Origin of the sequence: Flavobacterium anseongense (assembly GCF_021608185.1) — a bacterium.
GTDB lineage: Bacteria > Bacteroidota > Bacteroidia > Flavobacteriales > Flavobacteriaceae > Flavobacterium > Flavobacterium anseongense.
Genome location: NZ_JAKIHN010000002.1, coordinates 38,193 through 54,068 on the forward strand (window position 1 = coordinate 38,193; position 15,876 = coordinate 54,068).

Annotated in this window: 16 protein-coding genes; 7 read left to right on the plus strand and 9 right to left on the minus strand. The window is 33.6% G+C overall.

From position 1 onward, the window contains the following. Nucleotides 1–24: 24 nt before the first annotated feature. Nucleotides 25–1,245, plus strand: coding sequence for an ATP-grasp domain-containing protein (locus L1S35_RS03225; RefSeq protein WP_236396562.1), 1,221 nt, complete (start codon nt 25–27; stop codon nt 1,243–1,245). 3 nt (nt 1,246–1,248) lie between these two features. Continuing rightward, the gene (locus tag L1S35_RS03230) at nt 1,249–1,797 is read left to right on the plus strand and encodes a hypothetical protein (RefSeq protein ID WP_236396563.1); all 549 of its coding nucleotides are present in this window, start codon (nt 1,249–1,251) and stop codon (nt 1,795–1,797) included. A gap of 35 nt (nt 1,798–1,832) precedes the next feature. Here L1S35_RS03230 and L1S35_RS03235 read toward each other — a convergent pair whose 3' ends face one another. From L1S35_RS03235 to L1S35_RS03265, 7 genes are all read right to left on the minus strand, one after another. After that, nucleotides 1,833–3,023, minus strand: a complete 1,191-nt coding sequence (locus tag L1S35_RS03235) for a hypothetical protein (RefSeq protein WP_236396564.1) — start codon at nt 3,021–3,023, stop codon at nt 1,833–1,835. 20 nt (nt 3,024–3,043) lie between these two features. Next, complete coding sequence (locus L1S35_RS03240; protein WP_236396565.1) at nt 3,044–3,871, minus strand: type 1 glutamine amidotransferase; 828 nt, start codon at nt 3,869–3,871, stop codon at nt 3,044–3,046. A 59-nt stretch (nt 3,872–3,930) separates the two neighbouring features. Then, nucleotides 3,931–5,040, minus strand: coding sequence for a carboxylate-amine ligase (locus L1S35_RS03245; RefSeq protein ID WP_236396566.1), 1,110 nt, complete (start codon nt 5,038–5,040; stop codon nt 3,931–3,933). Nucleotides 5,041–5,128: 88 nt separating this feature from the next. Then, complete coding sequence (locus tag L1S35_RS03250) at nt 5,129–6,070, minus strand: ATP-grasp domain-containing protein (RefSeq protein ID WP_236396567.1); 942 nt, start codon at nt 6,068–6,070, stop codon at nt 5,129–5,131. Between the two features lie 45 nt (nt 6,071–6,115). Further along, on the minus strand, nt 6,116–6,829 hold the full coding sequence (locus tag L1S35_RS03255) for an esterase family protein (RefSeq protein ID WP_236396569.1): 714 nt from the start codon (nt 6,827–6,829) through the stop codon (nt 6,116–6,118). A 169-nt stretch (nt 6,830–6,998) separates the two neighbouring features. After that, entirely contained in the window at nt 6,999–7,391 is a 393-nt protein-coding gene (locus L1S35_RS03260) for a glyoxalase (protein ID WP_236396571.1), read from the minus strand. Nucleotides 7,392–7,471: 80 nt separating this feature from the next. Further along, nucleotides 7,472–8,824, minus strand: a complete 1,353-nt coding sequence (locus L1S35_RS03265; protein ID WP_236396573.1) for an OmpA family protein — start codon at nt 8,822–8,824, stop codon at nt 7,472–7,474. A 139-nt stretch (nt 8,825–8,963) separates the two neighbouring features. On the opposite strand from L1S35_RS03265, the gene L1S35_RS03270 reads away from it, so the two are divergent. Next, nucleotides 8,964–9,353: an acyl-CoA thioesterase gene (locus L1S35_RS03270; protein WP_236396574.1), complete on the plus strand. Its 390-nt coding sequence runs from the start codon at nt 8,964–8,966 to the stop codon at nt 9,351–9,353. Here the strand turns inward: L1S35_RS03270 and L1S35_RS03275 are convergent. Together L1S35_RS03275 and L1S35_RS03280 are read right to left on the minus strand one after the other, a co-directional pair. After that, entirely contained in the window at nt 9,350–10,615 is a 1,266-nt protein-coding gene (locus L1S35_RS03275) for a mechanosensitive ion channel family protein (RefSeq protein WP_236396576.1), read from the minus strand. The genes L1S35_RS03270 and L1S35_RS03275 overlap by 4 nt on opposite strands. Then, nucleotides 10,608–10,892, minus strand: a complete 285-nt coding sequence (locus L1S35_RS03280; RefSeq protein WP_236396578.1) for a DUF3817 domain-containing protein — start codon at nt 10,890–10,892, stop codon at nt 10,608–10,610. The genes L1S35_RS03275 and L1S35_RS03280 overlap by 8 nt, the downstream gene beginning before the upstream one ends. An 83-nt stretch (nt 10,893–10,975) precedes the next feature. Between L1S35_RS03280 and L1S35_RS03285 the strand changes: the two genes are divergently transcribed. From L1S35_RS03285 to L1S35_RS03300, 4 genes are all read left to right on the plus strand, one after another. Beyond that, nucleotides 10,976–11,491, plus strand: coding sequence for a DUF6155 family protein (locus L1S35_RS03285; RefSeq protein WP_236396581.1), 516 nt, complete (start codon nt 10,976–10,978; stop codon nt 11,489–11,491). A 46-nt stretch (nt 11,492–11,537) separates the two neighbouring features. Continuing rightward, the gene (locus tag L1S35_RS03290; RefSeq protein ID WP_236396583.1) at nt 11,538–13,094 is read left to right on the plus strand and encodes a DEAD/DEAH box helicase; all 1,557 of its coding nucleotides are present in this window, start codon (nt 11,538–11,540) and stop codon (nt 13,092–13,094) included. Nucleotides 13,095–13,334: 240 nt separating this feature from the next. Continuing rightward, entirely contained in the window at nt 13,335–15,251 is a 1,917-nt protein-coding gene (locus tag L1S35_RS03295; RefSeq protein ID WP_236396585.1) for a DUF294 nucleotidyltransferase-like domain-containing protein, read from the plus strand. A 2-nt stretch (nt 15,252–15,253) separates the two neighbouring features. Beyond that, nucleotides 15,254–15,850, plus strand: a complete 597-nt coding sequence (locus tag L1S35_RS03300) for a 3'-5' exonuclease (RefSeq protein WP_236396586.1) — start codon at nt 15,254–15,256, stop codon at nt 15,848–15,850. The last annotated feature ends 26 nt before the right edge of the window (nt 15,851–15,876 follow it).

The following is a 15,876-nucleotide window of genomic DNA, read 5'->3' on the forward strand; positions in this document are numbered from 1 at the left end:
CATTTAAAAATAAAAAAATAAACCATGGAAAGTCAAATCAAGAACTTCATTTGCATTTCGAATTATTTTAAAGGAAATGATTTTTTAATCAACCTAAAAAAGCAAGGGAATCGTGTTTATCTTATTACCTCTGAAAAACTTCGAGAGAAAGCATGGGCTTTTGATTATATCGATGAAATTTTTTTCATGCCCGGACAAGACATCGATTGGAATTTAGAAGAATTATTGGCAGGCGTTGGTAATCTAATGCGTCATAAAAAGATTGATGCTATTGTTGCTTTGGATGATTTTGATGTAGAAAAAGCAGCTTATCTCAGAGAGAATCTGAGAATTGACGGAATGGGGCAAACCACCGGAAGGTATTTCCGTGATAAATTGGCCATGCGAATGAAAGCCAAAGATGCGGGTGTTCCGATTCCGGCGTTTAGTTCTTTATTTAACGATGAAGAAATCAATCAGTTTGCTGATACGGTTTCACCGCCATGGGTTTTAAAACCACGTTCAGAAGCTTCGGCATCCGGAATTATGAAAGTATATTCTAAAGAAGAATTGTGGCAAAAAATACATGACTTAGGTGATACAAATCGATTAAAATATTTAGTAGAACAATTCAAACCTGGCGCAGTCTATCATTGTGATGGCTTAAATTGGAAAGGAAAAACATTGTTTTCGATTACCTCGCAATATCTAGCAACGCCAATGGAAATCTCACAAGGCGGCGGCATCTTCAGGAGCGCCAATATTCCATACGATTCCAAAGATGATAAGGAAATCAAGAAAGTAAACGAGCAAGTGTTGAAAGCTTTCGGAATGATGCATGGTGCAAACCATACAGAGTTTATCAAATGCAATGATGACGGAAAAATTTATTTCTTAGAAACCGCGTCACGTGTTGGTGGTGCTCATCTTGCCGAAATGGTAGAAGCAGCTTCGGGTGTAAATCTTTGGGGTGAATGGGCCAAAATTGAAGATTCCCTGGTTAAAGGAAAGGAATATAAATTGCCAACCATCAAAAAGGAATTCGCCGGAATCGTATTAACGCTTTCAAAATTCGAGCATCCTGATTTGTCCGGATTTGATGATGCCGAAGTCTGCTTCCGAGTTCCATTAGATTATCATGCCGGTTTGATTGTAAAAAGTGATAATCATGCACGAATCCGTGAACTTTTAGACGATTATGCAGAACGACTAATCAGAGATTTTGCGACAGTTGCTCAACAAGAAGCAGTGAAGAAACTGCATTAATTCGTGGCAACTAAAACCTACACCAAACTCAACTTTCACTCGTACACTTTCTGTATTTGGAAAGAGGTGCCTTTTTCCGATATCAAAGATTTAAAAATAAACTATAAAAGTCAATCCGGAAGTGAATATATCTTTACTGCTGAAGGTTTGTACCGCATTTCCAATCATTGGGGAAGAGTAGCTAATTGTCATTGGCGGTTAATTCCGCTAGCCGATTTTAAAAATCAAAATGCCATTGTTGGCTATGCAAAATGGACTGATTTTTATTCGAATGACGATACTTCAAAACTGTTTTTTATTAAAGTTGATTTAGAAAAGCAAGACGTAAATTTTTACCATAAACTAAGTTTAGAAAATCAGGAAAAAGTTGTTCTGCGAAATGCTAAAGAAACGGCCAAAACTATTAGAACAATCAAACAAGTTTTAACCGAAACCGATTGGGCAAAGTATTTACAATACGATGATTTAGATGTTTTGAGAAAGGAAATCGTTAACGAATTGGTGAATTCAGAAAGAAGTTTTTTGGAGATTAAGAAGCAGTATTTAAGTTAGCCACGAATCCGAATATTTTAAGAGATCTGTGAAACTTATCTTTCAAACATTCCAACCGTTCCGCCGACCCAATCTTTATCTTTATTGAATTTTACGCCAATCATTTCACCACGACTTAAACGCACTAAGTTGGTAACTAGAGTAGGAGAAGGCGCGTCTTTTTTCCATACAGCAAGTAAGCGAACCTCTGCTTTAACTTTACCATCAGGCGATTGAATGATTGGTTTGTAGTTGACTTTTTTCTGAAGTATGTATAAATCTTTTTCTTTTACAGCTTCAATATCTTCCCGTTTTACATGAAAAATAACACCACTTCCGGAGAAAGAGAATAATGGTTTCAATACATAATTTTCTAAGTCAGCCGGAATTTCCTTTAAGTCTGAAAGCAAAGTAGTTTCTATAAAATATTTTCCTTTTAAATATGGCAAAATGAATTTACTGATTCTGAAAAACCAATTCGGATGTCCGGCCCATTCGACATCAACATCAGAAGAGAAATCAAAATTCAGTTTTAAATCAGTACGCAAATCCAATTCATCAAAAATCACACGATTGTAAATTCGTTTTACTAAAACTTCCGAACCATTCTCATTTTTATAAAAAAGCTGCTTACCTTTTTGGTACAAATCGGTTACACAAATTACAGGAATACCAATATCGCGATGACAATAATAGAAATCAATCTTTGTGTTTTGCTTTTCAGGCTCAATTTCCAACAGGATTACATTTTCTTTTGGATGGTTGTTGCATATTACTTCTTCGATTAACGCCAAGTAACTTTTCGAATTTAATCCGTTTAAAAAAGGCGTCAATTCAGAAAGAAAAGGGTAGTGGTTGACAAACTTTTGTGACAAATGATTCTGAAAATTAAACAAAGATGGGAATCCCTGAACTTCAATCAACTTGGGAACGATTTCACCATCTTCTTCACAAATTCCAAAATCAATCGCTAAAAAAGTGGTGTGATTATCTTCGTTAGGAACTTTTCTGTTAAGCTCCAAAGCTCTGTTTGTAAGGCTTATGAAATCATCTCGTTTAATAAAATCAATCACTTGCTGACAACCATCGAGCAATTGGTCTTTTAATTCATTCGGAATAAAAAAAGGAGTTTCTCCAATACGAAACGTTACTTTATAATCAAAATCAGAAGTAATGTCTTCAATAAAGTTATTGTATTTGGCTTCCGAAAATTGTTCGTTAAAAAGTTGTCTGTATTTGGAGTTCATATCAGTTAATTACTAGTCACTCAATTAGACAATATCTTCTTGGTTTTAATCAAATCATTGATGGCTATGCGCAGGAAATTCGGAATAATGGTTTCGTTTGTTTTATAGATTTTATCTTCATCCAATAAATCCTCTAACATGTCACGAAACTTTGATTTTCCTTTCATGGCAATGATTTTATCGCGTCTTTCCGCATTCTTCAAATTGGCGATAAAACTCAAAGCATCAGCTTCGGGATGAAATTGTAATCCAACAAACTGATCCGTAAATCGAACACCCATGATGGCGCGTTCATATTCTCTGTAAGTTCTGATTTTTTCCAACGCAATAATCATAGCGCCTTTTTTACTAAAAATGCTCAATTTAGGTTGTACGACTTGATAATCGCGGCTATCAATTGCATAAAATGGATTTTCTAAACCTTCTAAAATTGGTTCATTTGTTCCGGCTTCTGTTTTATGAATGGTCATTACACCAAATGAAGTCGATTTTCTTTTCGTAATTTCGGCTAAACCAAAGTGATAGCAAGCCATTTGAAACGAATGACAAATAAACAAAACATGTTTTTTTACCTTTTGCTCTTTGTTCCATTCAGTCAATTGGTCAATAAAATCATAGTATTTTAAATCCCAGTTTCCGTCACCTTCTAACGGATTTCCCGGTCCGCCGGTAGAAATATAAATATCGAATTTTTCAATGTTTGGGAATTCACATTTCCCGCGAATATCAAATATCTGAAAGGTTACAATTTGGTTGAATCTGTTAATAATATCAATGATACAACGCATTCCCTGATTAGGTTCTCCGTTGTACATATCTAAAACTGCGATTCGAATTTGCTGACTCATTTTTTTACGATTTGGTAATGCAAATATAACTTTTCAATGATATTATCTAAAATTTAATTTTACAAACCTTTAGTGAATTCACTTGTAATCATATCAACAACTTTTGTTAAATCCTGGGTTTGTTCAAAAACTCTTAGTTGTTTGTCAGCGCCGGTTCCTTCTTTTAGGATTGTATGCACATAATCAATATGTTTACGACTGTCTAATTCATCAACAACATCATCAATAAATTCAAGTAGTTCAAGAATTAATTCTTTAGTTTCTACTTCTTTCTGCAGGCCAAAATCAATCATATGGTTGTCAATTCCGTAACGTGCTGCACGAAATTTATTTTCCTTAATCAATGCAATCCTATATATGTTGAAACTGGTATTTGCCAACGTAAGTTTATACAATTTAGCGACAATTGCCTGAATTATGGCAACAACACACATTGCTTCATCAACGGTCAACATCATATCTGTTATACGGAATTCAATTGTATCATAGAATGGATGCAAACGCAAATCCCACCAAATTTTCTTTGGATTATCAATGCAATTGGTTTTTACCAGGGTTTCCAAATAATTGTCATAGGAAGCAACCGAATCAAAATATTCGGGCAAACCGGTACGTGGGAATTTATCAAAAACTTTGGTTCTAAAGGATTTGTAACCGGTATTTCGGCCTTCCCAAAAAGGAGAGTTTGTGGATAATGCAAAAATATGCGGCAGGAAATAAGTCGCCTGATTCATCAATTGCATTCCTATTTCACGATTTTCAATTCCGACATGGCAATGCATTCCGAAAATCAAATTAGAACGGGCAGCATCTTGTAATTCGTTTACGATATGATGATAGCGTGGATCGTCAGTAATAGGTTGGTCTTGCCAACGGGAGAATGGATGTGTTCCGGCACCGCCAACGACAAGGTTTTGTTTTGCTGCCAGTTCCACAATCTTATTACGCAAAAATCGGATTTCATCTTTTGCTTCGGCTACATTTTTACAGATATTAGTTCCGACTTCAACTACAGATTGGTGCATTTCGGCTTTTACCTGTTCATTTAAAATGATTTTAGCGCCATCAACAATTTTAGATAAATGTGAGCGTAAATCTCGGGTTTGCGGATCTATGATTTGATATTCTTCTTCTACACCAAGGGTGAAAATTGGTAGTTTTTTTGCCATCTTCTTTCTTTTTTAAAGTTTCTGAGTTACTGAGTAGCTAAGCAACTGAGAAAAACTCAGAAACTTAGGGACTTAGGCACTCAGCTACTTATTTAGCAGATTCTTTAATAAATGTTCCCCAAGTCAGATTGGTTTGCCCCGGTTTTTGTTTTTTAGCTGCAGCGATTGCCATTTTAGCAGAAGTTTCAACAACCCATTCAAAATTATCGGCACCAACTGATGTTAATTCAGCGTCGGGTGCAGGGTTTCCAAAATCAATAGCGTATGGAATTCCGTCTCGAACTGCAAATTCAACTGTGTTGAAATCGTAACCTAAACCTTTGCATAGGCGCAAAGTATAATCTTTAATTGTTGCCATTAGTTTTTTATCGGTATTCGGGTTTTCAACAACATATCTTAAGTGGTGAGGATTTCTTGGTTCGTAAGGCATAATTCGTACATCTTTACAACCTAAACAGTACACTCTGTAATAATCCTGAAAAACAATTTCTTCCTGTAAAAGCATTACTAATTGTCCGGTTTCCTGATGTTTTTGCCAGAACTCTTCTTTGTTTTCTAATCGATACACATTTTTCCAACCACCACCAGCATACGGTTTCATATAAGCCGGAAAACCTATATAATCAAAAATACCATCCCAATCCATTGGATATTTTAGGTTTCGGAATGATTTAGAAGTTGTATCTGTTGGATGTTCAGCCGAAGGAAGAATGACAGTGTTTGGTAATGGTACACCAAGTGTATCAGCCAAACAATTGTTGAAGAATTTATCATCAGCACTCCACCAAAACGGATTGTTTATAACGTTTGTTCCGGTTAGTGCAGCGTTCTTTAAAAAAGCGCGATAAAACGGAACGTCTTGTGAAATTCTATCAATGATTACGGCATATTCGCCACCTTTATTTTGCACGACTTTGTCGATGGAAACCGCTTCGGCAATGATGCCTTTTTCACCTTTTGAGTTTACTCTGTCGATAAACGCTTGTGGATAGGTATCTTCCATACCAAATAAAATTCCGATCTTTTTCATATTCTTATATTTTAAAACCTTAATACTAATTGTGTCTATATCTTTCTAAAAAAACTTTATCCTCGATAAATAATGAGGAAACATCTCTTTCCAAACCGGCCAATCGTGTTCTCTGTCTTGTCTGATATCCAGCCAGTGCGGCACATCTCTTTGAGCTAATACTCGGCTTAACTTCAGATTGGCATCAAAACAAATATCCCAATTGGATGTTCCGAGAACAATATCCATATTCCATAATTCGTGATCATTTAGTCCTTGAATATAATCTTCGGGACTGTTATAAAAAACATCATCATCCCAATGACCATCCATAAAACTTTTGATACTAAAAGCACCGCTCATAGAAAACATATGGCTTACATATCCAGGATGACGAAAGGCGAAGTTGGCCGCATGATAACCTCCAAAACTGCAACCGGCAACGGCTACTTTTCCTGAACCGGTATTATTTTTTACACGTTCAACAATTTCATGGCAAATCATTTTGTCATACCAGGTATGATTTTGAATGCGATGCACAGGATGAATGTGTTTATTATAAAAACTATCCTTGTCAATACTTGAGGGACAAAAAATTTGGATTAATCCTTGCTCAAGATACCATCGGGCACTCTCGACTAATCCTTGGTCTTTATTTTCGTGATAACTTCCCATAGAAGTAGGGAAGAGAATAACCGGATAACCGGTATGACCAAAAACAAGCATTTCGACTTCTTTATTTAAATTTGGTGAATACCATTTAAAATATTCTTCTTTCATAAATTGTTATTAGTTTAACAATTATAATAAAAAAAACGTTGTGAAATGTGTAAAAATATAGAAACTTTAAGTTTTACGATATACTTTTCAAAGATATTTAGATATTGAATTATCTCTAATAAATATCTTGAAATAGGTTAATGATTTTAATATTTGTCAATTTACCAAACTATTGCTCGATAAGCTGCATTTGATTTTTTAAGCGTTCGATAAGCATATTCATCATTCGCTTATTCAGATTGGAAGATATTCGGATGTATTCGGCGTATTCATCTAAGGTGAATAGCGCTATTATCATCCCTTTTAGTGAGTTTCTGAACTTAATATCACGTTGTATAACGTTTTCGATGTATTGCATCTTTTTTTCGGGTGTCAGGCTAAAAAAGACATTTTTTTGCTTGATGGCATAATTGATAAACACTTGAATGAATAAATCATTTTGTGTTTTAAGGATTGGACGAAGCGTCATGTTTTGAAAAATTTCTTCGGATGAAGACTGATTAGTGATTGTTCCCAAGGTTTCACCTCTAAGTTCAAGTACGTGTGCATCTCTAGCTTCCATGTTTTTCTTTGAAAGTTAAAAAAAAACCTCTGTTGAAAAACAGAGGTTAATTATAGTTATTAATAATTAATTGTTAATTATTATTTGATTTTAAAGATTGCTTTACGTACTAGACGTCTTGCCCAATCAGATTTCTTATCTACTGAATCATCTTCGCCTCTTGACAAGATAGTTATTCTTGATTCACTTATACCAGCTTTAACCAATATAGACTTAACATTTTGCGCTCTGTCGTTTGCCAATTTGTCGTTGGATGCTGTTGCTCCAATTTCATCAGCGTAACCAGCAATCTCAACGGTTTTATCAGGATTGTTTTTCAGGTAATTCAGAATAAATCCAATGCTATTTGCAGAAGCAGTGTTTGGTGTTGATTTGGCTGTATCAAAATATGCAGCAATATAACCTTCGTTTATAAGTTGTAATATAGCATTTTCAGATGCCGCTGCAGTTGCAGTATTGTTATTGTTTGTAATTGAATTATTTATATATTTCTCTAACTCATCCGGAACACCATTGTTGTTTTTGTCAACCATTCTACCTTTGGTATCAACAGCAACTCCTGCAATTGAATTTTGTTCAACATCTAAATAATCAGGCACACCATCTTTATCACTATCGTTCATTAACTCTTCAATTTCACCAATTCTATTGTTAAGTGAATCAAGACGTTTATCATTTTTATCTTGAATGATAGCCCAATCTCCGTGTATTGGACCTTTTCCAAGTGCGACTGAAACTCCTAATGTTACTCTTGATAAACTTCCTGTCAAGTTATTTGCACTATCGGAATAATTCTGACCATCCCAAGTGAAATGTTGTCTTAGATTTGAGTTAATTGAAAAATCAGCAAAAATGCTTATGTTTTTATATATTCTAAATTGAGGTGACAATCCGGCAACAGCTCCTCCGTTCCATTCTTTGAAACCTTCTAAAGGCCCCATTTTTGGTGACATACGTGATACTTGAAATCCAAAATGGAATAACAATCCAAAACGACCAGCTTGATTTTGAATATCAAATAATCTGGTCATATTAATAACCCCTTCAGAAGAAAATTGAAGGTGCTCCATTTGAAATGGTAAACTACCAGAACCATTCTGCTCTTGCAGGTTGTCCCAGTTGAAATTTGCTTTGATTCCAAATTTTGGACTAAACATATATCTTGCTCCAATTCCAACGTGGTTCATTGGCATTCCTCCAAAAACTTTCTTTGGATTATTTGCAAAATAACCATCCGTGTAAGGTTTTGAACCTTTAGCTTGTCCAAAATCAGCTTCAATACTCCATCTGTTGAAATATTCTCCTGCAAGTTCTTTATCCGGTTCTACCGAAACAAGCTCTAAATCTTTCTTGTTTTTTTTGCTCTCTTTCTGAGCATTAGAAGACAAAGAAACACAAAACAAGGTTAATAATAATAGTAGGCATTTTTTCATATGGATTGATTTTCGATAATTAATAATATATTCCAAACGGTACAAATATAAATGTTTACAATTAAATATCAACTTTTTTGCACTTTAATGCACGTAAATATTGAAATCCTTATTTTTGCATTCAATAATTAGTTAAAATATGAGATTTCATACCAGAAAATGGGTAAAGCCCGAAGATTTAAATCCAAATCATACTTTGTTTGGTGGAAGGTTGTTAGCTTGGATTGATGAAGAATTAGCTTTGTATTCAATTATTCAACTTGAAAATTCCAAAATCGTAACCAAACACATGTCGGAAATCAATTTCAGGAGTTCTGCTAAACAAGGAGATATTGTTGAAATTGGCATTGATGTTATAAAATTTGGTAACTCATCAATTACGTTGACTTGTCAGGTTAGAAATATGATGACTAGAGAAATTATTATTTCCATTGACAGTATAACCATGGTTAGTCTTGGCGATGACGGAAAACCGAAGGCTCATGGTAAAACCCAAATCGAGTACGTTAAAGACCGAATAGACAATTAATCAACGCCTACAAAATTGTTTTTCCCCGAAGGCATTTCATAGATTTCTAAATCAAAAAAACGAATTGAGGCAAAAATATGATCAAAAATATCGGCCATAATGTATTCGTAATTTTCAAATCGTTTGTCATTAGAAAAAGTATAAATTTCTAATGGAACACCTTGTGAAGTAGGTTGTAGCTGACGGCAAAGCAAAATCATATCTTTGTTTAAACCCGGATACTGACTTAAATATTGTGTAATATATTTTCGGAATAATCCAAAATTAGTCATATTTCTTCCGTTGATTAAAATCGATTTATCCACTTGATGCGTTTTGTTGTACTTATCAATTTCGGTTTGGCGATGTTCTATATAAGCGCTTACAAGCTGAATTTTTTTCAATTCCTGAAGCTCCTTTTCATCCAAAAATCGAATGCTGTTGGCTTTGATTAAAATGTGTCTTTTTATTCTTCGTCCGTCTGAATTCAACATACCGCGCCAGTTTCTGAAAGAATCAGAAATCATGCTGTAAGTTGGAATTGTAGTAGTGGTATTGTCAAAATTTCGAACCTTTACAGTAGCCAGATTAATTTCAATTACATCGCCGTCAGCGCCAAATTTGTCAAACGTAATCCAATCACCAATCCGAACCATATCGTTTAACGAAACCTGCACACTGGCAACAAATCCTAAAATTGTATCTCTGAATATTAAAATGATAATTGCTGAAATCGCTCCAAAAGTACCAAGCATTGTTCCGGTTGAGATATCGAAAATTTTGGAAACCACAAAAATAAAAGCAAAAACCCACAACACTATCATAATTACCTGAATGTAACTATCAATTGGTTTGTCGCTGTATCTTGGGTTTAGTTTTAAATGATCCCGCAGTGCATTAAAAATGGTTTTTGTAATCCACAAACTCAGTAAAACAATATAAATTCCTATTAGTTTTCCGAAAATAGATTCCCAATACACAAAATTTTCCAAAATTATTGGAACACATTTATAGATGAAGAGCAGCGGAATCAGATGAGCTATGTATTTAGCTGTTTTATTGGAAACTAATAAATCATCAAATCTTGTCTTTGTTTTTCGGGCCAAAATAATCATGGTTCGCACCAATACAAATCGGAAAACCAAATAGATTATATAAGATAAAACAGAAAGAATAAAAATATTTACAGCCAGACTTAGATAGGCCGAAATAGTTTCGCCAAAATCCAGTTTTTTGAGCAGCGGATAGCACCAGCCAAATAATTTCTCAACTAGTTTATGCATGTTTCAAATATTTTTTCTCTATATAAAAAGTCCCAAACGGAAGAAGCGACGCTAACTGAACGATTAAAAACTCTTTAATTGTCCACTTTTGATTTTTCCAAATTACAAATGCTAAAATCACATACGATATAAATAATAATCCATGAGCCATTCCAATTGGATATAATAATGATTTATATAATTCGAGATTCAAACGCTTAATAACTAACATGTTAAAAAACAATACTAAATACGAAACACCTTCGGCAATGGCAATGAACTTGAAAAGTTTAGTCATGATTTGTAATTTATGCTGCAAAAATAATGAATATCATCAATTATATAAGGTAATAAACAATAAAGAAATTTACATTTGTCATTATGAGTAAACGCGATTTAAAAAAATACCTGAACGAGCTTAATAAAGAGCAATTGGAAGAGCAAATCATTGAATTATATCACAAATTTAATGATGTAAAAGTCTATTATGATTTTGTATTCAATCCAAATGAAGATAAACTTGTTCGTGAAGCCAAGTTCAAAATATCAAATGAATACTTTCCTGTCAAAGGTAAAAAATCCAAAATGCGCCGTTCTGTAGCTCAAAAATTCATAAAACATTTTATAACACTTGGCGTGGATGTTTTTATCATTGCCGATATAATGCTTTATAATATAGAGATTGCCCAGACATTTTCTGCTGAAAAAACAATCAAGCAGGAATTATTTTTCAAAAGTATGCTGACTTCTTATCAGCAAGCTGTTAGTTTTTTGATAGAGCATGGCATTTTAAGTGAATTCATAAGTAGAGTAGTGGCCATAAAAGAAGAAACTTTACATCAAAAATGGATTAACCAATATGAATTCAATGCTATAGTGGAACGCTTTGAATATTAATTTTTTATAAATAAGCAATTTAATTTTGGCGATAACTCTTTTTTAGATGTACTTTTGCAAAATTGTACAAATCGCCATGTCTCAAAAAGATTTTATCACCGAAATTGAAGAAAAAAAGGAGCTTTACGGTTACCAAAAGGGCGATATTGACAAAATTTTCGACCGATTAGATAATGCGCCGAGTGATCATCATTTACTTTACCAATTGCCAACTGGCGGTGGAAAAACGGTAATTTTCTCAGAAATAGTAAGACGTTATTTATCGAAACACGACAAAAAAGTTGTGGTGCTGACACATCGAATTGAGCTTTGTAAGCAAACTTCAAAAATGCTTAAAGGATTTGATGTAAAAAACAAAGTCATCAACAGTAATATCAAAGAATTGCCCGACCAGGATGAATATTCCTGTTTTGTGGCTATGGTTGAAACACTAAAAAATCGTTTGAATGATGAGAAGTTACTGATTGACAATGTAGGCTTGGTCATTATTGATGAAGCGCATTACAATTCGTTTCGAAAGTTGATGAGTTCATTTAAGAATTCTTTCATTTTAGGAGTAACTGCAACACCTTTGAGTTCAAATATTAAGTTGCCAATGCATCATAATTATAGTGAACTTATAGTTGGTGATACGATTCAATCGCTTATAGATAAAGGATTTTTGGCAAAAGCAACAACTTATAGTTATGATGTTGGATTAACCTCTTTGAAAGTTGGAATTAATGGTGATTACACCGTTAAATCGTCTGATGATTTGTATATGAATATGGTAATGCAGGAGAAATTATTACATGCATACACCGAAAAATCATTGGGAAAAAAGACTCTAATATTCAACAACGGAATCAATACATCTCTATATGTTTATGAAACCTTTAGAGAAGCGGGTTATGCAATAAGACATTTGGACAATACAACATCTGTAGAAGACAGAAAAGAGATTTTGCAATGGTTTAAAAAAACTCCGGATGCAATTTTAACTTCTGTTGGAATCTTGACTACCGGATTTGATGAGCCGACAGTGGAAAGTATTATTTTGAATCGTGCCACAAAATCCCTGACTTTATATTTTCAAATGATTGGTCGTGGTTCCAGAAAATTACCAAATAAAGATAGTTTTATTGTCATCGATTTAGGAAATAACGCTCTACGATTTGGTTTATGGAATGATCCGGTTGATTGGCAGCATATTTTTAAATCGCCCGAGTATTATTTAGAAAATCTCAGGGATGATGCCGAAATAGAAAACAACTTCAAATATGTAATGCCGGATACAATTAGAAAGATGTTTGCTAAAACAGCTGATATAACTATGGATATTGAAGGTGAATTTAAAAAAGTAGTTGCTCAAAATTTGCGTTCCAAAGAAGTTCTCGAAAAATCAATTCTGCAACATGCTGCAATGTGTGTCGAAAATACAACCGAATTAGTCCAGGCAAGAATGCTTTCTAAATTATTATCGGATGATATTGAAAGTCGCGTCAAACGATTTGTTAAATGTTTAGGCAAAACGAGTAAAAATTATCGCGAATGGCTAATTGAAGATTATAAAACCAAATTAAGTTTAGCCATCGGAAAGAAATTCAGAGAACTCAATTTTTAAAATTATCACTTTATAAAAGGTAGTTTATATTGCTTAAAAACAGTTAGTTATATACTATATTTTAAATATCTAAATACATATATTTTTTGAACTATAATTTATATTATGTAAAATAGTATTTTTCAAAAATAACCACTTCTTTGCACATTAATAGTTTTAAAATGTTTTTAACAATTGGTTACTTCTTCTCTAAACCTTTGTTATTTTTGTTAATTGAAATACATTCACTAAAACAAACACATGAGTAATTCTGTTGCCGAAAATATTGCCAACTTTTTAAAAGAATATTCACCTTTTAGCTATTTGAGTCATGATGAACTGATTCAGGTCACTACAAGCATTGGTGTTATCAATTTAGATAAGCATAAAATTTTATTTCAAATTGATGATAAACTTCACGATAGTTTTTATGTAGTTGCTTCCGGTGTAATTAATCTTTCTGTAATTGCTGATGCCGAAGAGACATTATTAAACAAATGTTATGCTGGAGATGTGTTTGGTTTGCGCCCATTTTTTGCCAAAAACAATTACATGATGACCGCCAAAGCGCGTGAAGACAGTATTGTTTATGCCATTCCAATTACTGTTTTTAAACCTTTTGTGGCGCAAAATCCTCAAGTATTGGATTTCTTATTGGAAAGTTTTGCCACAAATACAAGAAACCCTTTTGATAAAGAGAATCGAGGAAAACTGATTACTGACAATGTTTACACAGAAGGTCAGCAAAATGAGATACAATATTTCCAGTCTTTAGCCTATAATAAAACACCTTTAAAAGTCAGTGTTTCAGCTATTGCAAAAGATACGGCTCAGTTAATGACCGAAAATCTTACTGACAATGTGGTTGTAACCGAGCAAAGTCACCCTATTGGCATTGTGACAGATAGCGATTTCAGATCCAAAATTGCCAATGGCAGATTTCCACTTATTTCAACTATAGATAAAATAATGTCTTCGCCGGTAATTACAGTTCCCGAAAATGTTTCTGTGGCCGAAGCACAACTCTTAATGTTAAAAAATAATGTGAGCCATTTATGTGTAACTGTAGATGGTTCTGACAAATCTGAGGTCAAAGGAGTAATTTCTGAGCACGATTTAATTGTAGCGCAAGCTAATAATCCCGGAGTTTTGATTAAGGAAATAAAACGTTCCCTTTCGCCTAAAGAACTTAAATTAGTTAGAGAAAAATTAACCGATTTAATTCAATCGTCTATTGCCAAAAACATTCCTTTACCACATATTTACAATATTTCAGGTGAAATTATAACAGCCATTATAAAGCGTTCTATTGAATTGTCAATACTCGATTTGGGTTCTCCTCCAGCCCGATTTGCCTGGTTTAGTATTGGCAGCCAAGGGAGAAAAGAGCAATTTTTGTTAACCGATCAGGACAGCTTTTTAATATTTGAAGATGTTGCCGAAGAAAAATACAGAGATGTTAAAGATTACTTTTTGAAGTTAGCCAAAAGAACTACTACTATACTCGAAAAAGTGGGTTATGATTTTTGTCCAAATGGTCATATGGCCAGCAATATGCTTTGGTGTAAATCAATGTCAGATTGGATAAAGCAATATAATAACTGGATGAAAACTCCTGGAGAAAAATCGAATGATATCAGCAGCATATTTTTTGATTATGAGCTTGTTTTTGGCGAAGGCAAAATTGAGGACACGCTTGATGATTTGATCTTAAAGAATACTAAAAACAATGCATTATTCTTTGATTATCTAGGTAATGATGCCTTGCGAAAAAATGCGCCAATAAACTTTTTTAGAAAATTCAATCTCGAAGAAGAAGGCGATCATAAAGGTAAATTTGATATAAAAAACAGAGCCATCATGCCATTAGTTGATGGTGCCCGACTATTTGCTATAAGTTTGAATTTGAAAGGAATTAATAATACCTACTTACGATTTAAACAGCTGGCAATTGTAGATCCAAAATTTTCTGAAATCTATTTAAATTGTGCGGATGCATTTTTAATTTTGTCAAAATTCAGAACACTTGAAGGACTAAAAAATGACAGCAACGGTGATTATATCAATGTAGAAGAGCTTTCAAAAGTTGATAAAGAAAAAATGAAAAATGCTTTTGCTCCAATGAAAGAATTGGAAGAATTGATAAAAGATAAATTTCAATTAACTCAATTTTCATAAATATGATAGATTGGATAAAAAAAATCAATAAAGAATATCCCGATTTTTGGAAATTATATTTGGCAAAGTTTGAATCTAAATCCAATAGATATGTGGTTTTGAGTACTGAAACTACAGGTTTAAATCCAAAAAAGGACGTCATTTTATCCTTTGGAGCTGTTGCTGTTGTAAATGATGTTATCCGAATTGGAGACAATTTCGAAGTAGTGATTTTGCAATACAAATACCTTCATGACAATGGTTTGTCAAATGAGTTTCTAATCGAAAGTAAGCTGTCAAAACTTGCGGAACCTCAAGCTATACAAGCATTAGTCGATTATATTGGCAATGCGGTTTTAGTTGGACACCGAATCCATTTCGATATAGAAATGATTAATGATGTGCTGGAAAAAATGGATTGTGGTAAATTAAAGAATGAAGCGTTGGATGTCGAAATAATGCATCAGAAGTTATTAGACATTACAAACAAATCCTTTTCGTTAGAAGATTTAGTAAAACATTACAAGCTTCCTTTAAATGAAAGAAATTCTGCCTCAGACGACGCCTATTCTATAGCACTATTATTTGTAAAATTAAAAGCACGTTTAGGTTTTAAATAAAAAAACCACTCTAGTGAATGGTTTTT

What these genes read in the sequence shown, in the direction of transcription:
- L1S35_RS03300 (WP_236396586.1), top strand. Translation starts at nt 15,254, where the DNA reads ATGATAGATTGGATAAAAAAAATCAATAAAGAATATCCCGATTTTTGG.
- L1S35_RS03225 (WP_236396562.1), top strand. Translation starts at nt 25, where the DNA reads ATGGAAAGTCAAATCAAGAACTTCATTTGCATTTCGAATTATTTTAAA.
- L1S35_RS03285 (WP_236396581.1), top strand. Translation starts at nt 10,976, where the DNA reads ATGAGTAAACGCGATTTAAAAAAATACCTGAACGAGCTTAATAAAGAG.
- L1S35_RS03290 (WP_236396583.1), top strand. Translation starts at nt 11,538, where the DNA reads ATGTACTTTTGCAAAATTGTACAAATCGCCATGTCTCAAAAAGATTTT.
- L1S35_RS03295 (WP_236396585.1), top strand. Translation starts at nt 13,335, where the DNA reads ATGAGTAATTCTGTTGCCGAAAATATTGCCAACTTTTTAAAAGAATAT.
- L1S35_RS03270 (WP_236396574.1), top strand. Translation starts at nt 8,964, where the DNA reads ATGAGATTTCATACCAGAAAATGGGTAAAGCCCGAAGATTTAAATCCA.
- L1S35_RS03265 (WP_236396573.1), bottom strand. Translation starts at nt 8,824, where the DNA reads ATGAAAAAATGCCTACTATTATTATTAACCTTGTTTTGTGTTTCTTTG.
- L1S35_RS03280 (WP_236396578.1), bottom strand. Translation starts at nt 10,892, where the DNA reads ATGACTAAACTTTTCAAGTTCATTGCCATTGCCGAAGGTGTTTCGTAT.
- L1S35_RS03255 (WP_236396569.1), bottom strand. Translation starts at nt 6,829, where the DNA reads ATGAAAGAAGAATATTTTAAATGGTATTCACCAAATTTAAATAAAGAA.
- L1S35_RS03240 (WP_236396565.1), bottom strand. Translation starts at nt 3,871, where the DNA reads ATGAGTCAGCAAATTCGAATCGCAGTTTTAGATATGTACAACGGAGAA.
- L1S35_RS03250 (WP_236396567.1), bottom strand. Translation starts at nt 6,070, where the DNA reads ATGAAAAAGATCGGAATTTTATTTGGTATGGAAGATACCTATCCACAA.
- L1S35_RS03245 (WP_236396566.1), bottom strand. Translation starts at nt 5,040, where the DNA reads ATGGCAAAAAAACTACCAATTTTCACCCTTGGTGTAGAAGAAGAATAT.
- L1S35_RS03260 (WP_236396571.1), bottom strand. Translation starts at nt 7,391, where the DNA reads ATGGAAGCTAGAGATGCACACGTACTTGAACTTAGAGGTGAAACCTTG.
- L1S35_RS03235 (WP_236396564.1), bottom strand. Translation starts at nt 3,023, where the DNA reads ATGAACTCCAAATACAGACAACTTTTTAACGAACAATTTTCGGAAGCC.
- L1S35_RS03275 (WP_236396576.1), bottom strand. Translation starts at nt 10,615, where the DNA reads ATGCATAAACTAGTTGAGAAATTATTTGGCTGGTGCTATCCGCTGCTC.